Source organism: Actinoplanes sp. NPDC004185, assembly GCF_053603475.1.
Genome location: NZ_JBSGFR010000015.1, coordinates 134,373 through 158,617 on the forward strand (window position 1 = coordinate 134,373; position 24,245 = coordinate 158,617).

10 protein-coding genes (1 of these 10 only partly in view) are annotated in these 24,245 nt (G+C 72.8%); 4 read left to right on the top strand and 6 right to left on the bottom strand.

Features of this window, described 5'->3' with window-relative positions:
• The 3 genes from ACWEOZ_RS17705 to ACWEOZ_RS17715 form a co-directional block, all read right to left on the bottom strand.
• A protein-coding gene (locus ACWEOZ_RS17705; RefSeq protein ID WP_451911757.1) for a non-ribosomal peptide synthase/polyketide synthase crosses the window boundary here: on the bottom strand, positions 1-6,573 show its 5' end (the start). Its footprint begins 13,539 nt before the window's first position; the window shows 6,573 of its 20,112 coding nt (coding positions 1-6,573); it begins with the start codon at positions 6,571-6,573; the stop codon falls past the left edge of the window.
• On the bottom strand, positions 6,570-17,201 hold the full coding sequence (locus tag ACWEOZ_RS17710; RefSeq protein WP_451911758.1) for an amino acid adenylation domain-containing protein: 10,632 nt from the start codon (positions 17,199-17,201) through the stop codon (positions 6,570-6,572). The genes ACWEOZ_RS17705 and ACWEOZ_RS17710 overlap by 4 nt, the downstream gene beginning before the upstream one ends.
• 89 nt (positions 17,202-17,290) lie before the next feature.
• Complete coding sequence (locus tag ACWEOZ_RS17715; protein WP_451911759.1) at positions 17,291-18,628, bottom strand: serine hydrolase domain-containing protein; 1,338 nt, start codon at positions 18,626-18,628, stop codon at positions 17,291-17,293.
• Between the two features lie 550 nt (positions 18,629-19,178).
• Here ACWEOZ_RS17715 and ACWEOZ_RS17720 point away from each other — a divergent pair.
• Positions 19,179-20,372 (top strand): right-handed parallel beta-helix repeat-containing protein, encoded by a 1,194-nt coding sequence (locus tag ACWEOZ_RS17720; RefSeq protein WP_451911760.1) that lies wholly within the window; start codon positions 19,179-19,181, stop codon positions 20,370-20,372.
• Positions 20,373-20,497: 125 nt separating this feature from the next.
• Here the strand turns inward: ACWEOZ_RS17720 and ACWEOZ_RS17725 are convergent, their stop codons facing one another.
• On the bottom strand, positions 20,498-20,911 hold the full coding sequence (locus ACWEOZ_RS17725) for a rhodanese-like domain-containing protein (protein ID WP_451911761.1): 414 nt from the start codon (positions 20,909-20,911) through the stop codon (positions 20,498-20,500).
• 141 nt (positions 20,912-21,052) lie between these two features.
• On the opposite strand from ACWEOZ_RS17725, the gene ACWEOZ_RS17730 reads away from it, so the two are divergent.
• The 3 genes from ACWEOZ_RS17730 to ACWEOZ_RS17740 are packed head-to-tail and all read left to right on the top strand — an operon-like array spanning position 21,053 to position 22,434.
• A complete protein-coding gene (locus ACWEOZ_RS17730) occupies positions 21,053-21,448 on the top strand; it encodes an ArsR/SmtB family transcription factor (protein ID WP_451911762.1) in 396 nt (131 codons plus the stop codon).
• Positions 21,381-21,863: an SRPBCC family protein gene (locus ACWEOZ_RS17735; protein WP_451911763.1), complete on the top strand. Its 483-nt coding sequence runs from the start codon at positions 21,381-21,383 to the stop codon at positions 21,861-21,863. The genes ACWEOZ_RS17730 and ACWEOZ_RS17735 overlap by 68 nt, the downstream gene beginning before the upstream one ends.
• Positions 21,850-22,434 carry a TIGR03086 family metal-binding protein gene (locus ACWEOZ_RS17740; protein ID WP_451911764.1) on the top strand — a complete coding sequence of 195 codons (585 nt, stop codon included), beginning with the start codon at positions 21,850-21,852 and terminating at the stop codon, positions 22,432-22,434. Before ACWEOZ_RS17735 ends, ACWEOZ_RS17740 begins: the two co-directional genes overlap by 14 nt.
• On the opposite strand, the gene ACWEOZ_RS17745 is transcribed toward ACWEOZ_RS17740, so the two are convergent.
• Entirely contained in the window at positions 22,431-23,360 is a 930-nt protein-coding gene (locus ACWEOZ_RS17745) for a diacylglycerol/lipid kinase family protein (protein WP_451911765.1), read from the bottom strand. The genes ACWEOZ_RS17740 and ACWEOZ_RS17745 overlap by 4 nt on opposite strands.
• Positions 23,361-23,515: 155 nt before the next feature.
• Positions 23,516-24,202 carry an alpha/beta fold hydrolase gene (locus ACWEOZ_RS17750; protein WP_451911766.1) on the bottom strand — a complete coding sequence of 229 codons (687 nt, stop codon included), beginning with the start codon at positions 24,200-24,202 and terminating at the stop codon, positions 23,516-23,518.
• Positions 24,203-24,245 lie beyond the last annotated feature (43 nt).

A 24,245-nucleotide genomic window follows, 5' to 3' on the forward strand; every position in this document is an offset into this window, starting at 1 on the left:
GATCAGTTCGGCGAGATGGTCGAAGTACAGGGTGGTCAGCTGCCGGTGCTCGACCAGCACACCCTTGGGTTTGCCGGTTGAGCCTGAGGTGTAGATGAGGTAGGCGGAGTTCGCCTGATGCAGCGGACCCGTCCTGTCACTGTCGCTCGGGCAGGTCTCGGGGCAGCGGGCAAGCTTGCGGGCAGTGGCCCGGGTGTCGAGCCTGAGCACGGGCAGATCTGTGGCGAACCGACCGTCCGCGCACAGCACGACGGTGGCGCGGGCGTCCCGGCACAGCAGGTCCACGCGTTCGGCCGGCAGCGTGGGATCCACGGGCAGGTAGACGCCGCCGGCCTTGAGCACCGCGAGGATCGCCACGACACTGTCGGCGCCGCGCGGCAGCGCGACGGCGACCACGCGCTCCGGGCCCACACCGGCCCGGATCAGCAGGTGGGCGAGCCGGTTGGCCCGGGCGTCGAGCTCGGCGAAGGTCAGCCGGGTGGTCCGGAAGACCAGGGCGGTGGCGTCCGGGGTACGGCGGGCCTGCTCGGCGAAGACGGCCGGGAAGGTCGTGTCCGGTACGTCGAGACCGGTGGCGTTCCACTCGGTCAGCACCCGTCGCCGCTCGTCGGCGGTCACCCACTCCAGCGCCGACACCGGTTGCCGCGGGTCGGCGGCGAACGCCCCGAGCAGCAGTCGCATCCGCTCGGCGAGACCCTGCGCAGTCGCGGCGTCGAACAGCCGTGGGTCGTACGCCAGCTCCAGCCGCAGCCCGTCGGCCAGGTACGCACTCAGCGCCAGCGGGAAGTTCGTCGTGTCGGTGGCCCGCACCTCGCGCAGCCGCAGCTCCCCAGCGGCGACCGCAGCCTCGTCGTACGGGTAGTTCTCGAAGACCACGACGCTGTCGAACAGGTTGGTGCCCGCGGGCACCTCGCTCCAGGCGCGCAGTTGCGACAGGGCGGCCCAGTCGAAGCGGCGGGCCTCGCTCTGCGCCTGTTGCAGACCGCGCAGCCATTCTCCCACCGGCACGCCGTCGGGCACGGCCACCCGGGTCGGCACGGTGTTGATGAACATGCCGATCATCGACTCGACATCGGGCAGCTCGGCCGGGCGCCCGGAGACGGTGGTGCCGAAGACGACGTCGTTCTCACCGCTGCACCGCGACAGCAGCAACGCCCAGGCGCCCTGCACGACGGTGTTGACGGTCAGCCCGTACTGCTGCGCGGCCTGCCGCAGCGCGGCGGACTCCGGCTCGGGCAGGCGCAGCCGGACGGTCTCGGCGGACTCGGTGCGGTGCGCCTCGACCGGCTGACGGTCGTAGGGCAGCGGGGTCGGCGCGCTCAGCCCGGCGAGAACCCCGCGCCAGTACTGCTCGGCCCGATCGGTGTCCTGGCCGGCCAGCCAGGCGAGGTAGTCGCGGAACGGGCGGCGGTGCACCGGGCGGGGTGCCCGGTCCCGGACGACGGCCGCGTACTGGTCGGCGACCTCGGTGAAGACCTGCCCGACGCTCCAGCCGTCGAGCAGCACGTGGTGCGAGGTCCACACGACGATGACCTCGTCGTCGGCGGTACGGGCGATGGCGAGCCGCATCAGCGGGGCGGTCGTCAGCTCCAGCCCGGCGGCGCGGTCCTCGGCCAGCAGGCTGTCCAGGGCATCCGCGCGCGCGGCGTCGTCCAGGGCCCGCCAGTCGTGGTGGGTCACGGGCAGGGTGACCTCGCGGTGCACCACCTGCACCGGCTGGTCGACACCTTCCCAGATCACAGCGGTACGCAGGGCCGGCGTACGGTCGACGACGCGCTGCCAGGCGGTGGCCAGGGCGGCGGGATCGGTGACGCCGCCGAGCCGCAGCTGGGTGCGGTCGGCGTACACGCCGGAGTCCTCATCGACCAGGCTGTGGAAGACCATGCCGGCCTGCAGCGGGGTCAGCGGGTAGACGTCCTCGACGGTGCGGCCGTCGCCGGCGACCCGGTCCACGCCGGCCTGGTCCAGGCGGGCCAGCGGGAAGTCGGCGGGCGATCGGCCGCCGGCCCGGGGGTCGGCGCAGTGCGCGACGATCTGGCGCAACGCGTCCAGCATGGCCTCGGCGAGTCGCCGTACGGTGTGCTCGTCGTGGACGTCGGCGCTGTAGAGCCAGCTCAGCCGCAGTTCCCCGTCCTCGACCAGCCCGGCGATGTCCAGCAGGTACGCGGGCGCCTGCCCGGGGTCCAGCTCGGGGCCGACGCCGTCGTGACGGGCCCGGACCAGTCCGGTGGCCTGGGTGGCGTCCCAGCGGCCGTGGTAGTTGAAGCAGACCTCAGGGAGCGCACGTCCGCGTAATGCGGTGGCCGTGAGCGACAGGTAGCGCAGAGCCTCGTAGCTGAGCCCCCGGTGCGGCACCGCGCGCAGCTGTTCCTTGACGGCGAGCAGGGTCCGGCCCCAGTCCGGCGCGGCGGGCAGATCCAGCGTCACCGGGAACTGGGTGGTGAACCAGCCGACGGTGCGCGACAGGTCGACGCCGTCGAGCAGTTCCTCGCGGCCGTGGCCCTCGCAGGCGACTGCGACCCGGTCCCGGCCGGTCCAGTCGGCCAGCACCCGGCCCAGGGCGCTGAGCAGCACGTCGTTGACCTGGGTGCGGTAGACCGGCGGCACCCGGTGCAGCAGCGCGTCGGTGTCGGCGCGGCCGAGCCGGACGGTCACCGCCCGCGTGGAGTGCCCGGTGGGCGCGCCGTCGTGATCCCTGGGCAGGGCTTTCGGCTCGCCGGCGCCCGCCCAGTAGGCCGTCGCGTCGTCGAGGCCGCCGGCACCGACGTGGGCGGCCAGCCGGTGGGCCCACTGGGTGAACGGAGTCGTCACCGGCTGCAGCGCCACCGGCTGCCCTTCGGCCAGCTGCCGGTACGCCGTCTCCAGATCCTCCAGCACGATCCGCCAGGAGACTCCGTCCATCACCAGGTGGTGAGCCACCAGCAGCAGCCGCGGCGGCCGGCCGGCGCTGGAGCGCGCCAGCACGGCGCCGACCATCCGCCCGGTCGCCGGGTCGAGTGCGGCGCGCAGTTGGGCGGCGGCCGCTTCGAGGGCGGCCTCATCGGGCAGATCGCGCACGGCCAGCGCCACGGGGACGACGACAGGGTGCTGAACCGTACCTTCGCCTCCGGTGGTGAAGGTGAGCCGGAGCCCGTCGTGGTGACGCACGACCGCGTGCAGTGCCCGGCCGAGCATCTCCTCGTCCACGTCGGCGGCCAGCTCCAGCAGCATCGACATGGTGAAGTGCCGCAGCGGCCCGTACGTGTCGAAGAACCAGTGCTGGATCGGGGTGAGCGGGGCCGGCCCGGCGATGACCGGTGCCGCCTCGATCGCCTCGGCGGCGCCCGTCACCAGGGCCAGCTCGGCGATGCTCTGGTGCAGGAAGATGTCCCGCGAGGTCAGCCGCAGACCGGCCTGCCGGGCCCGGGACACCACCTGGATGCTCAGGATCGAGTCGCCACCCAGGGTGAAGAAGTTGTCCGTCACCCCGACCCGCTCGGCGCCCAGCACACCGGCCCAGATCTCGGCGAGCTGCCGTTCCGTGGCGGTGCGGGGGGCCACGTGGTCGGCCTGGTCGGTGGCCGGCCCGCTCGGGGCGGGCAGGGCGCGACGGTCGAGCTTGCCGGTGTGCGTGGTGGGCAGCCGGTCCAGCACGACGTAGGCCGTGGGCACCATGTAGTCGGGCAGCTGACGGCGCAGTTCGGTGCGCAGAGCGGTGCTGTCCGGCGCGTCCGGCGGGTTGGCGGGCACCACGTAGGCCACGAGCCGGCGGTGCCCGGCGTCGTCGTCGCGGGCGATGACGACCGCCTCGGCGACACCCGGGACGGCCTGCAGCACGGCTTCGATCTCGCCCGGCTCGATCCGGTAGCCACGCACCTTGACCTGCTCGTCGGCGCGCCCGAGATAGTCCAGCTGCCCGTCGGCGGTCCACCGCACCCGGTCACCGGTGCGGTACATGCGCCCGCCGTCGGCACCGAACGGGTCGGCCAGGAAGCGCTCGGCGGTCAGCCCCGGGCGGTTCAGGTAGCCGCGGGCCACCTGGTCGCCGGCGAGATACAGCTCGCCCGCGACGCCGATCGGCACCGGCCGCAGGGCGGCGTCCAGCACGTACGCCCGTACGTTGCGAAGCGGGCGCCCGATCACCGGACGTGTTCCGGCACCGACCTCGCAGGACAACGCGTCCACGGTGCACTCGGTCGGCCCGTAGAAGTTGTACGCCGTCGTGCCGGGCACCGCACCCAGCTCCCGCCACAGCGACTCGCTCAGCGCCTCGCCGCCCAGCATGAGCACGGCCGGCCGATGCGTGTCGTCGTCGAGCAGGCCGGCGGGCAGCAGCTGCTGCAGGTACGAGGGCGTCAGGTCGAGGAAGTCGATCCGGTGCGCGCGGATGTAGTCCACCAGGGCGCGCGGGTCGAGCCGGGTCTGTTCGTCGATGACGTGCAGCTCGTGCCCGTCCGCCATGAGCAGCGGACCTTCCCAGGACGTGTCGAAGGAGAACGCCGCGGTCAAGGCGGCCCGCAGTCGTCCGCCCGCGGCAGCCGTCAGGCCCTGGCGGTGATGGTGGAACAAGTTGACGAGCTGCCGGTGCTCGACCGTGACGCCCTTGGGCCGGCCGGTCGAGCCGGAGGTGTAGATGACGTAGGCGGCGTGCCGCGGACCCGGCCGGCCGAGCAGCTCGGCGTCAGCGAGACGGCTGTCGGCGCATTCGCCGAGTTCGGCCCGGACGGCGGGGTCGTCCAGCGCCAGTCCGGCCACCCCGGCCGGCAGCAGACTGCTTCCGATCGTCAGGGTCAGCACCGGCGCGGCGTCGTCCAGCACGAAGGCGATCCGGTCCGGCGGCAGGTCCGGGTCCACGGGCAGGTACACGCCGCCCGCCTTCAGCACGGCCAGCAACGCCACGATCATCTCGGCCGTCCGGGGCAGGGCCAGCGCCACCACCCGTTCCGGCCCGGCACCGCGCCGCACGAGCAGCCGGGCGAGCCGGTTCGCCCGCGCGTCCAGCTCCTGGTAGGTCAGCGTGGTGTCCCGGCACACCAGGGCGGTGGCGTCCGGGGTGCGGTTCACCTGAGCCTCGAACAGTTCACCGAAGGTGCCGGCCGGGAAGTCGGCGTCGGTGGCGTTCCACTGCCGCAGCACCTGATCGCGTTCACCGGCGGTGAGCAGCTCCAGCTCGGCCAGGCGCCGCCCGGGCGCGGTGGTGACGGTGTCGAGCAGGCCCAGCAGGTGCCGCGTCATCCGCTCGACAGTCGCGGCGTCGAACAGGTCGGTGTTGTATTCCACGAAACCCGACAGCGCGCCGGAGCGTCGCTCGAACTCCACCGACAGGTCCACAGTGGCTGCTCGCCGCGACAGCTCGATCTCCTCGACGCGCAGGCCGCTCAGCCGCGGGGCAGCGCGGCGTTCGTCGTGCAGCAGCACCATGACGTCGAACAGTGGGTTACGGCTGGGATCGCGAGCCGCGCCCGACGCCTCCACCAGCCGCTCGAACGCCACGTCGTCGTGGGCGAACGCGTCCAGCGCGGTGCCGCGCACCTCGGCCAGCAGGTCAGCGAAGGTCCCCCGCTGGTCGACCCGGGAACGCAGCACCACGGTGTTGACGAAGAAACCGACGAGCCGTTCGAGTTCCGGCCGGTTGCGCCCGGAGACGACCGTGCCGAGCGCGACGTCGTCCTGCCCGGCATAGCGGGAGAACAGCAGGGTGCAGGCCGCGGTCAGGGCGGTGAACAGAGTGGTGTCGTGGGAGCGGGCCAGCTCGGCCAGCCGGTCGGCGACGGCGGCGGGCACGGCGAACCGGTGCACCGCACCGTGCGAGGTCCGCACCGCCGGACGCGGCCGATCGGTGGGCAACTCCAGCGGTTGCAGTCCGGCGAGCCGGTCAGCCCAGTACTCGGCGTGCCTGCGCGCCTCGTCGCCGGTGGCGCGCCGACGCTGCCACACCGCGAAGTCCGCGTACCGCAGGGCGGGCTCGGGCAGGTCGCTGGGAATGCCGTGGTGGGCCGCCTCGTACAGGGCGGTGAGGTCCTCGGTCAGCACGCCCATCGACCAGCCGTCGGTGATGATGTGGTGGGCGGCCAGCAGCAGCACGTGCTCCTGCTCCCCCAGGCGGAACACCGTGACCCGGAACAGCGGGCCCGTCCGCAGGTCGAACGGCACCGAGTACGACTCGTACAGCACCTGTTCCAGGTCGGCTCCGGAGGCCAGGTCGACCAGCGGGACGTAGAGGTCCGGTACCGGGTGCACGACCTGCACCGCCGCGCCGTCGATGTCGTCGAAGGTGGTCCGCAACGACTCGTGCCGGGTGGCCAGCGCGCGTACCGCCGCGGGCAGGGCGGGCAGGTCGAGCGGGCCGCTGAGGCGCATCGCGAACGCGCTGTTGTACTCGGCCTCGCCCGGCTGGAAGCGGTCCAGGAACCAGAGCCGCTGCTGGGAGAACGAGAGCGGCAGCGGCTCGTTCCGCGGAGCCGGCGGGATCGGATCGGCGACCGGGGTGGCGGGCGCCGATCCGGCCAGTCGCTGGCGGAGGAGCTGCTGCAGGTGCGCGGGCAGGGCGGCCGTACGGCTCTGCTGCGGGGACGGCAAGAGGTGCTCCTTCATCGGGGTTCGTCGGTGCCGGCGCCGGACGCGAGGCTCTCGAGCTCGCGGAGGATCCGGTCCTCCACGAGCTCGGCCAGGGCGGCCACGGTGCGGGCGCTGAGGATGTCGCGTGGGCTCAGGGGCAGCCCGAAGGCGGTGCCGGTGCGGGAGGCGACGAGCATGCCGCGGATCGAGTCGCCGCCCAGGTCGAAGAAGCTGTCGTGGACGCCGATCCGGTCGGTGCCGAGCACCTCGGACCAGATCCCGGCGATGACGCCCTCGGCGTCGGTGCGAGGAGCCACGGGTTCGGCGCCGGTCGGGTCGGAGCGGTCCGGGGTGGGCAACGCCGCGCGGTCGAGCTTGCCGTTGGGACTCAACGGAAGCCGGTCCAGGACGACGAAGGCCGACGGCACCATGTGCTGCGGCAGCTCGGCGGTGAGCCGGTCGCGCAGATCGGCCGGTTCCGGCCCGGGGCCGGGCGCGGGTACGACGTACGCGATCAAGCGGTCGTCGCGGACGAGGACCACCGCCTGGGTCACGCCGGGCAGCCGGCGCAGCGCGGCCTCGATCTCGCCCGGCTCGATCCGGAAGCCGCGGAGCTTGACCTGGTCGTCGGTGCGGCCGAGGAAGCCCAGCGTGCCGTCCGGATGCCAGCGGGCCAGGTCGCCGGTGCGGTACATCCGGCTGCCGGGGCCGCCGTGCGGGTCGGCGACGAAACGCTGCGCGGTCAGCCCGGGCCGGTTCAGGTAGCCCCGAGCCAGCTGCACCCCGGCGAGGTACAGCTCACCCGGCACGCCCGGTGGGACGGGTCGCAGGTCGCGGTCGAGGACGTAGGTGCGGGTGTTCCACACCGGCCGCCCGATCGGGACCGCCGCGGCCCCGGACTGCGGTGGACACGGAAAGTAGGTGACGTCGACGGACGCCTCCGTGGGCCCGTACAGGTTGTGCAGGCCGACGGGCAGCAGCGCGTGGAACGCGGCGGCGACATCGGCGGGCAAAGCTTCACCGCTGCAGATCACCCGGCGCAATCCGGTGCAGCCCGCGGCGGTGGGCTCGGCCACAAAGGCCCGCAACATCGAGGGTACGAAGTGGACGGTTGTCACCCGCGCCTCGCGGATGAGGGCGGCCAGGTAGGCGGGGTCCTTGTGCCCCTCCGGCCGGGCCACGACCAGGTGGGCGCCGACGATCAGCGGCCAGAAGAACTCCCAGACCGACACGTCGAAACTCGCCGGCGTCTTCTGCAGGACCACGTCGTCGGGACCGAGGTCGTACTCGTGTTGCATCCACAGCAACCGGTTGACGATCCCCTCGTGCGGCACGGCCACACCCTTGGGTCGCCCGGTTGAGCCGGAGGTGAAGATGACGTAGGCCGGGCCGGCCGGAGTGAGCGGCGCGAGCCGGTCGGCGTCGCCCGGGGTGTGCTCGGGACCGGAGGCGTCGCCGACGTCCTGGCGGCGATCCAGCACCAGCACCGGACGGGCGTCGTCGAGCATCATCGCGATCCGGGCGTCGGGCAGCTCCGGATCGACCGGCAGGTACGCGGCCCCGGACTTGAGCACCGCCACCAGCGCCACGACCAGCTCCAGCGAGCGGGGCAAGGCCACCGCCACGCACCGCTCCGGCCCCGCCCCGGAGGCGATCAGCCGATGCGCGAGCCGGTTGGACCAGCGGTCGAGATCGGCGTACGACAGCGTCACCCCTTCGAAGGTGACCGCCGGTGCCTGCGGGGTCCGCGCCGCCTGGGCCGTGAGCAGGTCCGTCAGGGTGACGGCGGGAACAGGATGAGCGGTGTCGTTCCACCGGGTGAGCACCAGCTCCCGTTCCGTGGCGGTCAGCATCGGCAGCTGCCCGGCCGGCCGATGCGGGTCGTCGGCGACGGCGGCCAGCAACTCCCGCAGGTGATCCAGCAGTCGCCGGGCGGTGTCCTCGTCGAAACACGCCGGGTCGAAGCCGAGCGCCAGCGACAGCCGCGGCCCGGGATAGGCCAGCAGGCTGAGCGGGAAGCTGGTGGTCTCGACGGCGTCCAGATCCCGCAGCCGCAGCCCGTGGACCTGCGCGGCGTCGTCGTCGATCGGGTAGTTCTCGAACACGACGATGCTGTCGAACAGCCCGGTCCCGGCGGGCACGTCGCTCAGCGCTCGGAGCCGGGCCAGCGGAAGGTGCTCGTACTGCCGCGCCTCGATCTGCGCCGCCTGCAACGACTGCAACCACGACAGGGTGTCGGCGTCCGGGTCGACGTCGACCCGGACCGGCAGCGTGTTGATGAACAGCCCGGTGATGGCGTCGGCGCCGCGCAGGCCCGACGGGCGGCCGGACACCGTGGCGCCGAAGCAGACGTCGCGTTGTCCACTGTGGCGGGACAGCAGCATCGCCCAGGCGCCCTGGATCATCGTGTTGAGGGTCAACCGGTTGCTGCGGGCCACCTCGTGCAGCCGCTGCGACTCCTGCTCACCGAGGGTGATGGCGTACCGCTGGGCCGAACGGGCGCCGGCCCCCGGGACCGGTTCCCTGTCGTACGGCAGCGGCGTAGGCGCACTGAAGCCGGACAACACCTGGCTCCAGTGCACCTCCGCCGGATCATCCTGCTGTTCGGCCAACCAGGCGACGTAGTCGCGGAACGGTCGCCGGGCCGGCAGTGCGGGCTCGACGCCCCGCCGGAGCGCGGCGTGACAGGCGAAGACGTCGGACAGCACCTGGAAGATGCTCCAGCCGTCCAGCAGCAGGTGGTGGAAGGTCCAGATCACCCGCACCTCGGTCGCGGAGAGCCGGGCCAGCACCAGCCGCAGCAACGGCGCGCGGGTCAGGTCGAGGCCGTCGGCGCGGTCCTGGTCGAGGAGCGCCCGCAGATGCTCGCGGTGCTCCGCGTCGCCGTACCCGGTCCAGTCGAGGTGGGTGACCGGGACGCGGACGCCGCGGTGCACGATCTGCACCGGCTCGCCGAGCCCGTCCCACGCCACCGCGGTGCGCAGCACCGGGGTCCGGTCCACCACCTGCTGCCAGGCCTGAGCGAGCCGGCCGGGATCCTCGACCCCGTCGAGCACGAAGGTGGTCTGCTGGAAGTAGACGCCGTGCGCGCCCGGCTCCAGGCCGTGGAACGCCATACCGGCCTGCATCGCCGTCAGCGGGTAGATGTCCTCGACGTCCGTGCCGGGCCCGGCCAGGCGGTCCACCGCCGCGTCGTCGAGGCGGGCAAGCGGAAAGTCCGACGGGGTACGGCCGCCGGCGCCCGCTTCGGCGCAGTGGGCGACGATTGTGCGCAGGGCGGCGCACATGCGCTCGGCCAGCGCGGCGACGGTCTGCGGCTCGTGCCGGTTGCGCCCGTACGACCAGGTCAGCTCGAGGCAGCCGGCGGTGACCCGGCCGACGACCTCCAGCGGGTGCGGCCGAGCGGCGGCCGGGTCGTCGTCCAGATCGAGCCCGGCAGCCACGCCCCGGACCAGATTGTCGGTACCGGCCGGGAAGTCCAGCTGGCCGAGATAGTTGAAGCTGATCTGCGGGGCCGGACCGCCGAGCCGCTCGTCATGGGCGAGGTGACGCAGCGCCCCGAAGCCGATGCCCCGCCGGGGAACGGCCCGGAGTTGTTCCTTGACCGCCTTCAGCGCACTGCCCCAGCCGTCCGCGACCGGCACCTCCAGGGCAACGGGATAGACGGTGGTGAACCACCCGACGGTACGGGACAGGTCGACGCCGTCGATGATCTCCTCGCGCCCGTGGCCCTCCAGATCGACGACAACCCGCCGGCGGCCGGTCCACTCGGCCAGCGTGGCGCCGAGCGCGGTCAGCAGCACGTCGTTGACCTGCGTCCGGTACGCCGCCGGCACGTCCTGCAGCAGGGCCGTGGTCTCGGCCTGCTCCAGCCGCACGGTCACCGACCGGGTGTCCGCGACGGTGTCCGGCCCGCTGCGCTCCACCGGCAGGGCCGGGTCACAAGCCAGGACCGCCGCCCAATGCTCCCGCTCACCGGCGAAGCCACCGTTGGCGGTGTAGTCCGCCAGCCGGCCGGCCCACTCCAGCACCGACGTGGTGCGCCCGGCCAGCCGCACCGGCTCCCCGGCCGCCGCCTGCCGGTACGCCAGCCCGAGGTCCTCGGCCAGCACCCGCCACGACACGGCGTCCACGACGAGGTGGTGCACCGCGAGGACCAGCACCGGTACGCCGGCGTCGACCAGCGTGGCCCGCAGCAGCGGCCCGCTACCGAGGTCGACCGGCCCATGAGCCCGGCGGGCCTCGTCCAGCAGCGCCTCCGGCGTCACCGCGGAGGTCAACCGCCGCCTGATCAGGCTCACCTCAACCGGAGGTCCGATCTCCACCCGGTGACCGCCCTCGGAAGCCGGGAACCGCGCCCGCAACGCGTCATGCTGGGCGAGCAAGGCGCTCAGCGCGGTCCGCAGGGCCCGCTCGTCCACGTCAGGCGCCAATTCGAGGGCCAGCCACTGGTCGAAGCGGTCCGCGCTTGCGCCGCGCGTCTCCAGGAGCCAGCGCTGAATCGGCGTGAGCGGGGCGCTGCCGGTGACCGGCCCGGTGTCTCCGGTGGCTGGGCCGGCCGCAGTGACGACCGAAGCCAGCGCCGCGATGTTCGGGTGCCGGAACAGCTCGCGGGACGTCAGCTGCAACCCGGCCGCCCGGGCCCGGGACACCAGCTGGATGCTGAGGATGGAGTCGCCACCGAGTGCGAAGAAGTCGTCCTCGACACCGACGCGCGGTACGCCCAGCACCTCGGCCCAGATGCCCGCGAGGGTCCGCTCGAGGTCGGTACGAGGTGCGACGTACCGGTCCGGGGCGGCGGTGAGGTCCGGGGCGGGGAGAGCGCGGCGGTCGAGTTTGCCGTTCGGGTCGACCGGGAGCGAGTCCAGGAAGACGAAGGCGGCGGGGACCATGTGATCGGGCAGCTCGGCAGCGAGGGCGGCCCGCAGCGGTGCCGGGTCGCGCTGAGCGCCGGCGCCGGGCACCACGTAGGCGACCAGGCGGCGGGTGCCCGGCGGATCCTCGCGGACCACGACGGCCGCGCGATCGACGGCGGGCTGCCGGGTCAGGGCGGCGGCGACCTCGCCGAGCTCGATGCGGAACCCGCGAACCTTTACCTGGTCGTCGGCGCGGCCGAGGAACTCCAGCTGGCCGTTCCGACCCCAGCGCACGATGTCACCGGTGCGATACATACGGGCGCCGATCGGATGTGACCCGCCGGAGGCGTGAGCCGCACGGGGCATGCCGGCGACGCCGAGTACATCGGAGGCAACGGGCGCGGCCGAAACGCCGGATGCGCCGTTCGCGGCGGACGCGTCGGATGCGGCCGAGGCGTCAGGCGCGGCCGAGGCGCCAGGCACGGGCGAGGCGCCAGGCACGGGCGAGGCGCCAGGCACGGGCGACGCACTGGGCGCGTCGTTCGCAGCGAAAGCGCCGGATGCGGCCGAAACGCCAGGCACGGCCGGAGCACCGGGCGCGCCGGATGCGGCCAAGACGCCAGACGCGGCCGAAACGCCAGACGCGGCCGAAGCACCGGGCGCGCCGTTCGCGGAGGACGCGCCGGATGCGGCCGAAGCGCCGGGCACGGCAGAAGCACCGGCCACAGCCGTAGCACCGGATGCGCCGCTGGGTCCTGATGCGCAGGACCCGTCGGACGCGACGAACGGATCGGCGACAAAGCGTTGCGCAGTCAGACCCGGTCGGTGCAGATAACCCCGGGCCAGCCCGTCACCGGCGATGTACAGCTCGCCGGGCACGCCGTCGGGCACCGGCCGCAACGCGCCGTCCAGCACGTACACCCGGGTGTTGGGGATGGGCCGGCCGATCGGTGGCACCGTGCCCGGGACCAGCGCCCCGCTCCAGGTGGCCACGACCGTCGACTCCGTCGGGCCGTACGAGTTGATCATGCGGCGGTCCGGGGCCCAGCGGGTGACGAGGTCCGCGCCGCACGCGTCGCCGCCCACGATGAGGCACCGGAAGTCCGGCAGGCGGGCGTCGTCCGGCACGGTCGCCAGGGCCGCGGGCGGGATCAGCGCGTGGGTGATCCGCGAGTCCGCCAGCACTTGTGCGAGCCGATCGCCGAGCAGTGGACCTTCCGGAGGGACCACCAGGGCCGCCCCGGCCGGTAGGGCCATGCACAGCTCCAGTACCGAGGCGTCGAAGCTGGGCGACGCGAACTGCAGGACGCGGTCGCCCGGGCGTACCTGGTAGTGCTCGATCTCGGCGGCCGAGAAGCTCGCGAGTCCCGCGTGCGGGACCACGACGCCCTTCGGCCGGCCGGTGGAACCTGAGGTGAAGATGACGTAGGCAGGGTGAGCCGCCGACAGCGGACCTGAACGTTCGGCATCGGCGAGGTCGTCGCCCGGCAGCTCAGCGACGGCCGCCACGACGGCCGGGTCGTCCAGCACGAGCGTGGCCTCGCCCGGCACGGGCAGATCCGGGCCGAGCGCGGCCAGTGTCAGCACGAGCACCGGCGCCGCGTCGTCGAGCATCATCGCGATCCGCGAGGCCGGGTAGGCCGGATCGACCGGCAGGAACGCGGCACCGGCCTGCGCCACCGCCAGCTCGGCCACCACGATGTCCACTGAGCGGGGCAGCGCCAGGGCCACGATCCGTTCCGGACCCGCACCGCGCTGAATCAGCAGCCGGGCGAGGCGGTTGACCTGAGCCCGAAGCTGGGCGTAGGTGACCGGACCGTGCCGGTCGAGCAGCGCGGGCAGGTCGGGAGTACGGGCCGCCTGACGAAGGAACAGCTGGGCCAGCGTGGCCGGCTCGATGGCCCGGGCCGTGTCGTTGCGGGTGACCAGCACGTCACGTCGTTCGGCGGCGGAGAGCAGATCGACGGAACCCAGCGGCGCGGCCGGCTCAGAGGTGACCGCGTCGAGGATGCGGACGAGGTGATCAGTGAGCCGTCCGATGCGGTCCACAGTGAACTGCGCGGCGTCGTACTCCACGGCCAGGCCGAGGGTGTCGCCGCGCGGGACGAACTCGAAGACCAGGTCGAACCGGGCGGCCGGACGCGGCAGGTCGTACTCGTCGATCCGTACCCCGCCGGCCTCGCGGGCCTGCAGCAGCTCCTGCTGCAGCACGACGACAGCCCGCACCAGCGGGACGCCGCCCGGCCGGAGTTCCTCGACGAGCCGGTCGAACGGCACGTCATGGGTGAACGCGTCGAGCACCGTCTCCCGCACCTCGGCCACCCGCTCGGCGAAGCTCTGCCCCGGATCCACCGTCCCGCGCAGGACCAGCGTGTTGACGAGGAAGCCGACCAGCCGCTCGAGGTCGGGATGGTCACGCCCGGAGGCGACCGTGCCGAGCACGATGTCACGCTGGTCGCTGTAGCGGGCGAGCAGCACCTGGACCGCCGCCACGAGTGTCATGTAGACGGTCGCGCCGTGCCGCCGGCCCAGCCGGTCCAGGCGACGGACCAGCGCGGCCGGCAACAGTGTCCGGTGCAGGCCGGCCGACTGGGCAGCGCCGGCGGATCCGGACGCGTCGGTGGGCAGGTGCAGCGGCTCGGTTTCGGCCAGCCGCTCACGCCAGTACGCCAGGCGGTCCTCGACCACTGCCCCCGTGAACCGGCCGCGCTCCCAGGCCGAGAAGTCGGGGTACTGCACTGCCGGCACGGGCAGTTGGGCCGGAACGCCGCGGATGCCGGCGTCGTAGAGCTCCGCGAGTTCGTCGGTGAGCACCCGCACCGACGAGCCGTCGGTGACGATGTGGTGCTGGGCGAGCAGGAGCACGTGCTCGTTCGGCCCGCACGCGACCAGAGTGGCCCGGGTCAGCGGTCCGGTGCCCAGGTCGAACGGCCACCGCAGTTCCTCGGCGAGCAGCTCGTCCAGCGCACCGACGCCGAGCTCGACGACTCGCGGGAGCAGCTCGCCGCGTTCGGCGACGACCTGCATCGGCTCCCCGCCGACGACGGTGAAGGTGGTCCGCAGCGACTCGTGCCGCTCCACCAGCGCGGCCAAGGCAGCGCGCAGGACATCCGGATCGAGCGGCCCCCGCAACCGCAGTCCCACGCCTGTGTGGTTCTCGGTCGTCCCGGCGGCCAGCTGCTCGTGCGCCCAGAGCCGACGCTGGTACGTCGACAGCGGCACCGGCCCGGACCGATCCACCCGGGTGATGACCTGCGCCACCTCGGGCGCCCCTGAGCTGACGACGATCGCCGTGTCAGCGACCGTACGGGCCTCGAACGCCGTCCTGGGCGGAAGCCGCACGCCCAGCCTCTCCCGCAGCCGCGACAGCGCCCGCACAGCCAGGATGGAGTCGCCACCCAGCGCGAAGAAGTCGTCGTGCCGTCCCACGTGCGGCAGGCCGAGCACCTCCGCCCAGACAGCGGCGACCGCTCGCTCCGCGTCGGTGCGGGGCGGCTCATGCCCGAGGCTTTCGAACTGTGGCGCGGGCAGCGCCCGATGGTCCAGCTTCCCGTTGCTGCTGACCGGCAGAGCGGCGAGCGTGACGAAGGCGGCGGGCACCATGTGAGCGGGCAACGCCGCTGCCACATGCTCACGCAACTGCGTCTGGTCGACGCCGTCGGGACCGGCAGGCACCACGTACGCCACCAATTGCTTGACGCCCGGCCGGTCCTCGCGGGCGACGACCGCCGCGCGTCCCACGGATCCGTGCCGGCTCAGCACCGCCGCGATCTCTCCCGGCTCGATCCGGAAGCCCCGGATCTTCACCTGATCATCGGCCCGGCCGAGGAATTCCAGCTGCCCGTCCGCCGCCCGGCGGACCAGGTCCCCGGTCCGGTACATCCGCGAGCCGGGGACGCCGAACGGATCGGCCACGAACCGCTGAGCGGTCAGGCCGGGACGGCGCAGGTAACCGCGGGCCAGTCCGGGCCCGGCCACGTACAGTTCGCCGGCCACCCCGGCCGGCACCGGACGCAGCCGGGTGTCCAGGACGTACGTGGCCGTGTTGGGCAGCGGCCGGCCGATCGGCGGGGTGCCACCCGGGCTGAGTGCGTCGGTCCAGGTGGCCACCACGGTGACCTCCGTCGGACCGTACGCGTTGATCATCCGGCGGCCACCGGCCCACCGCTCGACCAGCTCGGCACCGCACGCCTCACCGCCCACCAGCAGCGTGCCCAGGTCCGGCAGCTCAACGCCCGCGGGCACGGTGGCCAGCGCCGCCGGTGGGATCAGCGCGTGCGTCACCCGCTGCCCGGCCAGCACCTCGGCGAGCGGCTCACCCACGGTGGCGCCCGGCGGCGGTACGACCAGAGCCGCCCCGGACGGCAGGGCCAGTCCCAGCTCCAGCACGGACGCGTCGAAACTGGGCGATGAGAACTGCAGCACCCGGTCACCGGCCCCGGCACCGAGCTGCGCCGCCTCGGCCAGGATGAAGTCCACGAACGCGGCCTGGGTGACGACCACACCCTTGGGTACGCCGGTGGATCCTGAGGTGAAGATGACGTAGGCGGGGTGTTCCGGCGTCAGCGGCGCGCGCCGGTCCGCGTCAGTGACCGCTGTGCCGGGCAGGGCGGCCAACTCGGCCCGGACGCCGGGATCGTCGAGCACGATCGGACCCGCGCCGACGGGCTCCGAACTCGCGGAAGATCTGCGGGCGCCAGCAGACGACGCAGGTACGGAAGCCGAGACGTCGCCACGCGTGACCGTGACCACCGGCCGGGCATCATCCAGCATGAATGCGATGCGCTGCGCCGGGTACGCCGGATCGACCGGCAGGAACGCCGCCCCGGCCTTCGCCACGGCCAGCTGCGCCAGCACGATGTCCACCGACCGAGGTAGCAGCAGTGCCACCACCGTCTCCGGCCCGGCCCCGCGGGCGATCAGCAACCGCGCCAACCGGTTCGCCCGCGCGTCGAGGTCGGCATAGCTCAGCACCGATCCGTCCGCGACCACGGCAGGCGTCTCCGGCATCCGGTGAACCTGAGCCTCAACCAGGGCCGCCCAGGTGACCGCGGGGATCTCCCGAACACCGCCGGCCCCGGCGACGACCACCTCCTGCCGTTCCGCCGCCCCGAGCAGGTCCAGATCCGCCACCGCCAGGCCCGGCTGCTCCGCGAACGCTGCCAGCACACGGCTCAGATGACCCGCCATCCGCTGCACGACATCCGCCGCCAGCCGGTCGGTCCGGTACTCCAGTGAGATGCCGACCGCCTCCCCCGGCCCGGGCACGGCCCGCAGCATCAGCGAGGTCGCCGCGGCCGGCCGGGCGTGCGAACCGTCGGTGACCACCACCCGGGCCAGGTCCGGGTCGAGGCCCAGCTGCTCGAACGACCCGGCGGCGTGCCGGGCGGCGTCGAGGCGGGCGTCCCGCACAGCATCGACGAGCCCGCCGAGGTTCACGGCCCGGCCCGGCTCCGGCTGCACCACCACCAGGCCCGGCGTTTCGCCGGAAGCAGCGACGACGGCGATGTCCTCGCCCGGCGCGTAACGGGTCAGGACCAGGTACATCGCGGCCGCGCAGAGCTCCAGCAGAGACGCCCCGGCGGACTGCTCGCCGATCGACCCGGCCGGGACCGCACACCGCACCTGCGCCCAGCCCTCCGGACCGGCGCCGCGACGGTGTCCCGGCAGCCGTGGTGGCACCAGGCCGACACAGCGCTGCTTCCAGTGGTCCAGCTGCTCGGCCGCGGTCTCCAGCGAGCTCCCACCCGTCCTGGGCTGCGGAGTCTGCTCGGCTGAATACACCGGTGCCGCGCGATGTTTCGTCAACGTCGATGAACCTTTCGGGTCACGATGGGCGGAGCCCGGGACACGTGCGCGGCGGTCCCGCGGCGCACGACAATTGCAGCGGGAATCCGCTAGACCAGCGCCTCGATTCGGCGGCCACCGAGGCGCCCACCGACCTGGATACCGTTCACCACCCGCGTACGGTGATCTCGCACAAAGCGTCCGCCCAGCGTCCACCGGCCGGTGGACGCATCCTCGAGATGAAATGTCAAGTCGGCTCTGACGACAATGTTCTCGGCGGGTTCGCCGTCGATGCTCAACCGCAGACCGAAAGGTCCTCCGGCGATTACCCGATACTCCAGGTCACCATTGAGATATGTGCCCGCACATTCCGGCGCCGCGGTGCCGGGAAACAACACCTCGGCGGCCGGCAATGCATCATCCAGCGCGAGGCCGGCCCGGCGCAGTTCCGCGCACAGATCGGCCCACATGGCGTGCCCCGACCCGGCATTGCAGGTCAGCGCGACGATCTGGCCGCCGTCGGCGTCGACCCGCCAGAAACAGCCGGTGCCGTCGGCATTGCCGTCGTGGCCGTACCACTCGTGCGGGGCCACCCCGAACGTGGCCAGGCCGAGCCCCCAGCCCCGGGCCAGCCCGAACGGCACCGCCCCGGGCACGACGCCCCGCATCCGCGCCGCGTAGTCGGCGGGCAGCACCGCGGGCACACCGTCGTCCACGTGCAACCGGCCGAGAGCGACAAGGTCGGCCGCGCTCAGCGCGAGCGCGCCGGCCGCCGCCTCGGCCTCGGGCAGGGACTGCCGGACCGGACGCACCCGCCCGGTACGGCCGTGGACGGAGTGACCGATCGCCACCGTACGGCGCGGACCGGCGGCGCCGATCAGCGTGGGGGTGACGCCCAGCGGCTCGAGCACGATGGACGAGACGGCATCACGCCAGCTCATCCCGGTCACGACAGTGATCAGCCGGCCCAGCAGCACGTAGCCGACGTTGGAGTAGGAGAAGCCCGTCCCCGGCGGCAGCACCATCAGCTCGGGACGGCAGGCGCCGGCCAGATAGCGCGGTACGGACAGCCCGGCCGCGTCCTCGGCGGCCGGCCCGCACGGCAGCCCGGCCGTGTGGCTGAGCAGCTGGCGCACGGTGATCCGAGCCGCCGCACCGGTCAGGTCGGGCACCAGACGGCCGACCGGCTCGTCCAGCTCCAAATCCCCGTCGGCGACCAGGGCGAGCACCGTGGTCGCGGTGACGGCCTTGGTCACCGACCCCACCGGGAACGCCGTGTGCCGGGTGACCCGCCGGCCGGTGCCGTACTCGTCCTCCCCGTATTCCGCGGTGACCGTCGCACCGCCCTGATGAATCGCCACTTGCGCGCCGGGCACCCCGTGGCGCCGGGCGCAGTCGGTCAGAATGTCCGCGGCGACTCGCTGGTCGAGAGCGGATCGTAATGCCACACCGATCATCGGGCCTCATTCCCACGGGCCGGCACAGATCCGGTAATGGGCGCCGAACGCCTTCGCGACAGGCGAGACCGCACGTGTCCGTCCTTTCGTCGACAACAAATTCACTTTCCGCGTGCAACTTGCACGCCCGGTGGCACGCATCGCGCACCACCGGAGCAACGACCGGATGGACTATTCGACCGGCCGGTTAATCGCTTGGCGGCCCTGGTACCCGGCGGCACGGGGCCCAATCCGGAATTCGGCCGCATTCAGTCGGCAAATGTGTCGCCAATCCATCAGGTGACGCACTGATCAACGACACAGCGAATGTGTCGCACACCGGGTCCGGTCGCCTTTGCACCCGGCACGGTATTGACGTTCGTCGGATCACCGGAGGGCCGGCCGCACCGGTCCGGCCATCGTTGACAGTCGATCCATACCTGGCTAGCCTCGCCAGGAAAGCGCTTACCAGAGCCGGGCGTCCCACCGCGTTCCAGGGCAGCACGCGGCGGCGGATCCCGCCCACCGCGCGCGTTCCTTCCCTCACCTCCGGAGGTTCCCCATGCATGCCCGCAGCACCGCCGCCCTCGCGGCCGTGGCCGCCCTCGCCGCCGCCGGCGTCACCCTCGGCCTGTCGGCCCCCGCGACCGCCGCCGCGCCGGCTCCCCTGTTCGTGGCCACCACCGGCAACGACAGCAACGCCGGCGACCAGGCCCACCCGCTGCGCACCATCCAGCGGGCCGTCGACCTGGCCCAGCCCGGCACCGTCATCTCCGTGCGGGGCGGCACCTACGCGCTGACCACCAACATCCAGATCACCCGCAGCGGCACGGCGAGCCTGCCGATCACCCTGACCCGGTACGGCACCGAGCGCGTCGTCATCGACGGCGAGGCCCTGCCCAACACCCCCGCCCCGGTCGGCGGCAGCGTCCCCCGGGCCCAGCGCGGCGCCGTGCACATGCAGGCCTCGTACTGGCGCCTGGTCGGCCTCGAACTGGTCAACGGCCCGTACGGGCTCTACTGCGACGGGTGCAACGGCAACGTCTTCGAACGCCTGTCGACGCACGACAACTACGAGTCCGGCCTGCAGATCCAGGGCGCGTCGAGCGGCAACCTGGTGCTCAACCTGGACAGCTACCTCAACCGGGACCCGCGCAAGAACGGCGAGAGCGCGGACGGCCTGGCGATCAAGGAGGGCAGCGGCACCGGCAACGTGGTCCGCGGCGCCCGGCTGTGGAACAACGTCGACGACGGCTTCGACGCCTGGATGTTCACCTCACCCATCACCGTCGAGGGCAGCATCGCCTACGGCAACGGGATCAACCGGTGGAACTTCCCGGACTTCGCCGGCGACGGCAACGGCTTCAAGATGGGTGGCGGCGACCCCGATCCGGCCGCCGACCACGTGATCCGCACCAGCATGGCGTTCAGCAACGCCGCGCACGGCTTCACCGACAACGGCAACCCGGGGACGCTGGTCTTCGACCACGACACCGCGTACGCGAACCCGAAGACCGGCTTCGACGTGGACTCCAGCACCTCCCGGCTCACCGCCAACCTGTCCGTCCGTAACGGCACCGCGGTGGCCCTGGGCCGCTCGACCGGCAGCGGCAACTCGTGGAACCTGAGCTCGGTCCCGGCGCTGGCCAGCACCGACAGCTCGGTGATCACCGGACCGAGGACAGCCTCCGGGGCGATCGCGACCTCGTCCTTCCTGCGCCCGGCGAACGGCGCCGACCTGGGCGCCAGAATCTGAGACCGGCAGCCCCTCGTTCCACCGCGTCGGGCATCTGCCGGGCGACCGCGGACGAGGCCCGGCATTCCACCGCATCGGGCATCGGTCGGGTCACCTGACCGGCGACCCATGACGATGGCGCCGCTTCAGACACGGACGTCGGCGGGGCCGCCGGTCATCGGCAGACCGGCGGCCTGCCACGCCTCCACCCCGCCGATCAGATCCGTCGCCCGGCGCAGGCCGACCGCCTGCAGACCGGCCGCGGCCAGGCTGGAGCTGTAGCCCTGCCGGCAGACCACGACGACGTGCAGGTCGTACCCGGTCGCCTCGGGGATCCGGTCCGGCGACGCCGGATCCAGCCGCCATTCCAGCACCGTACGGTCGATCACCAGCGCACCGGGCAGCTCGCCCCGCACCCGGCGCTGGCTCTCGGTGCGGGTGTCGATGAGCAGAGCGCCGGCGGCGACCGCCGCCAGAGTCTGCTGCGGGTCGAGCCGGCGCAGCCCGGCCCGGGCCCGCGTCAGCAGGGCGTCCACTCCCCGCGTCTCGATGATCGTCATTCCCGATCATTCCCGCAGCCTTGGACCCGCGCACGTCGGGCAGGACTTTCAACTGATCGGTTGACGGGCGGACCGGCCGCCGTCTACGGTCACTTTCAACCGATGAGTTGAACCAGGGCATGACACAGGAAGCCAGGGGCCGTGACCACAGACACGCTGACCCGGGTGTTCGCCGCCCTCGCCGATCCGACCCGCCGCGACATGGTGGCCCGGCTCGCCGAGGGCGACGCGACCGTGAGCCGGCTCGCCGAGCCGTACCGGATGACGCTGCAGGCCGTCTACAAACACCTGCGGGTGCTCGAGGACGCCGGGCTGGTCAGCCGGCCCCGCGGGCCGCAGCCACGGACGGTACGGCTCGAGGCCGAGGTCTTCGACCTGATGGACGCCTGGATCGAGCGCTACCGGACCCGCGCCGAGCAGCGTCACCGCCGCCTCGACGCCGTGCTGGCGGCGATGAAGGGAGACGAGCATGACCACGATCACGGAGACCTCGATCGAGGCCGACCCGAAGGTGCCGGTGATCCGGCTGAGTCGTGACTTCGAAGCCACACCTGAGCAGCTCTTCCGGGCGCACACTGACCCCGTGCTGTTCGCCCGGTGGGTGGGTCCCGACGCCATGACCACCCGCATCGAGCATTGGGACGCCACCAGCGGAGGCAGCTGGCGCTACGTCTCGGTGCGCGACGGCACGGAGTACGCCTTCCACGGCTGCTTCCATGAAGTTCGCCCGGACCGCATCGTGCAGACCTTCACCTACGACGGCGAGCCGGACGGGGTGTCGCTGGCCACGCTGTGGTTCGAGGATCTGGGCGGTGGCCGCACGCGGCTGCGCACCCAGTCGCTGGTCGACAGCTTCGAGGCCCGCGACGCCTGGCTGCGCAGCGGCATGGAGGCCGGCCTCGATCAGGGTTACGCGAAGCTGGAAAGGATGATCCACGATGGCGCTGTCTGAGATCCCCGCCGAGCGGCACCGGCAGATCGCCGGACTCTTCACCGAGCGGGTCCGCGGCACCCGGTCCTGGGACGCGCCGGCCCCGGTGGCCGGCTGGACCGCCCGTGACGTCGTGCGGCACCTGACCGACTGGTTCCCCGGCTTCCTCGCCGCGGGCGCCGGCATCGACCTGCCCCGCGGCCCGTCGGTGGACGAAGACCCGGTCCGCGCGTGGCAGGTGCACTCCGACGGCGTGCAGGCGGTGCTCGACGACCCGGCGACGGCCCAACGGGAGCTCAGCAACCCGCACATCGGCAACCTGCCGCTGGCCGCCGCGATCGACCAGTTCTACACCTCGGACGTGTTCATGCACACCTGGGACCTGTCCCGGGCCACCGGCCAGGACGACCGGCTGGACCCGGCCTTCTGCGCCGGCCTGCTCGCCGGGATGGAGCAGATGGAGGAGATCCTGCGCTCGTCCGGCCAGTACGGCCCCCGGGTCGAGGTGCCCGCCGACGCGGACATCCAGACCCGGCTGGTGGGCTTCATCGGCCGCGACCCGGCCTGGCGGAGCGGGGTGACCCAGCCCTAGAGGTCACGCGTGTCGGCCGGGGCCATCAGCCGCAACGCGTTGGGGTCCAGGCCGATCCGCAGCGGGGTCCGGCCGGACGGCTCACCGTCGACCTCGACGCGGGCCGGGCGGTCGGTCTCCACCCACAGTTCACCGACCGCCAGGAACGGTTCCTCGTCGAGCGTGCGCCGGTGACCCGTCGCCGCATTGCGGGCCGTCTCCCGCAGCAGTCCCCACCGTCCGCGGCCGCCGACCGGATAGGCCACCAGCAGCCGGTCGTCGGCGTGCGCGTCCGCCGTGATCGGCCGCCCGGCGTGGAAACCGCCGTTGGCCACGTACAGCTGATGCGTCACGAACGTGTGCTCACGCCCACCGGCGCGCACCACGATCCGCAAGGGACGGTGCCGGGCCAGCAACCCCAGAGCCGTGATCGGGTACGCCGTCCGGCCGATCACCCGCTTCAGCAGCCGCGGCGCCGACAGCATCAGGTCGGCGGACAGTCCCACACCGACGTGGTTGGTGAACGCGGTCCCGCCGGCGAGCCCCAGGTCCACGTCGATGACCTTGCCGTCGGTCAGCGTCGCCACCGCCTCGTCGAGAGACAGAGGGACGCCGACCGTGCGGGCGAAGTTGTTGGTGGTGCCCAGCGGCAGCAGACCCATGGCGATGTCGCGGTGGGCGAGCAGCCGCGCGGCCGTGCTGATGGTGCCGTCGCCGCCGCCGGCGACGAGCAGATCCGGGCCGCGATCGATGACAGCGGCGAGCGTCGCCTCCAGCTCCCGGGGACGATCCACCGGGTACGCGTCCAGCAACGTGAACCCGGCCGCCAGCAGCCGGGTACGGGCGGCGTCGTACAACCGCATGCCCTGCCGGGAATGGGCGTTGACGACGAGCGCAGCCCGCCGGTCCCGCTTGACTGCCTCGGTGAGCTCCTGCTTGGTCCGCATCCGAGCAGTTTCCCGTACGGGTCAGAAGTGGTGCACGACCGAGGTCCCCCGCTTCGCCCGGTGGCGGCGAGGTGCGACCGCAGTTTCGGGTGAGGTGGAGGTGACCATCATCAGGCGCAGGTACGCCCCTTCGGAAGCGGCGCTCACGGCCACGCTCAAGCGACAAGCCAGGCAGCCAGCTCCCCCGGCCGGCTGAGCGCCACCAGATGCCCGCCGGGCATGGTCTCCGGTGTGATCCCCAGCCGCTCCCGGGCGACCCGGATCTGGAAGTCGACCGGGAACAGCCGGTCCTCCCGCCCGCTGAGCACCCGGGTCGGCACATCCGGCCACGCCCCGAGCGGCCACGGCTCACCGAACGGCGTGCCCGACTGCCCCGGCTCGGCCGCCATACCCTCCTCCGTGACCTCCGCCGGCACGTCGTGGAAGAACATCACGCGCGGGTCGAAGGGCGCGTCCGGATCACGGCCCTCGCGCACGTCGAGCTCCCGGCGGGCCTGCTCCTGGCCGGTCGCCGCCCACCAGTCGCCGCCGGTCTCGCCGGGGGCCGGGATCATGGCGTTGACCAGGACGATCTCCTCCACCTCGAGCCGGTCGCAGGCGAGCGGAGCGCTGAGGCCACCCATCGACTGGGCCACCAGCACCACACGCCGATGACCTCCCGTGACGGCGGCGGCGACGATGGCGTCCGCGTACTCCCGCAGGCCGGCTTTGTCGTCGGCGGCCGGCAGGTCGACCGCGATCGCCTCGTGGCCGCGACGGCGGAGCTCCGGCACGAGGCGGTGCCAGTACCAGGCGCTGCCGCCGGCTCCGGGGACCAGGACGTACGAACGGGTCGTCGGCATCGGCACTCCGCTTCGTGGTTCTGATTTCGTACCGGTCAGTGCG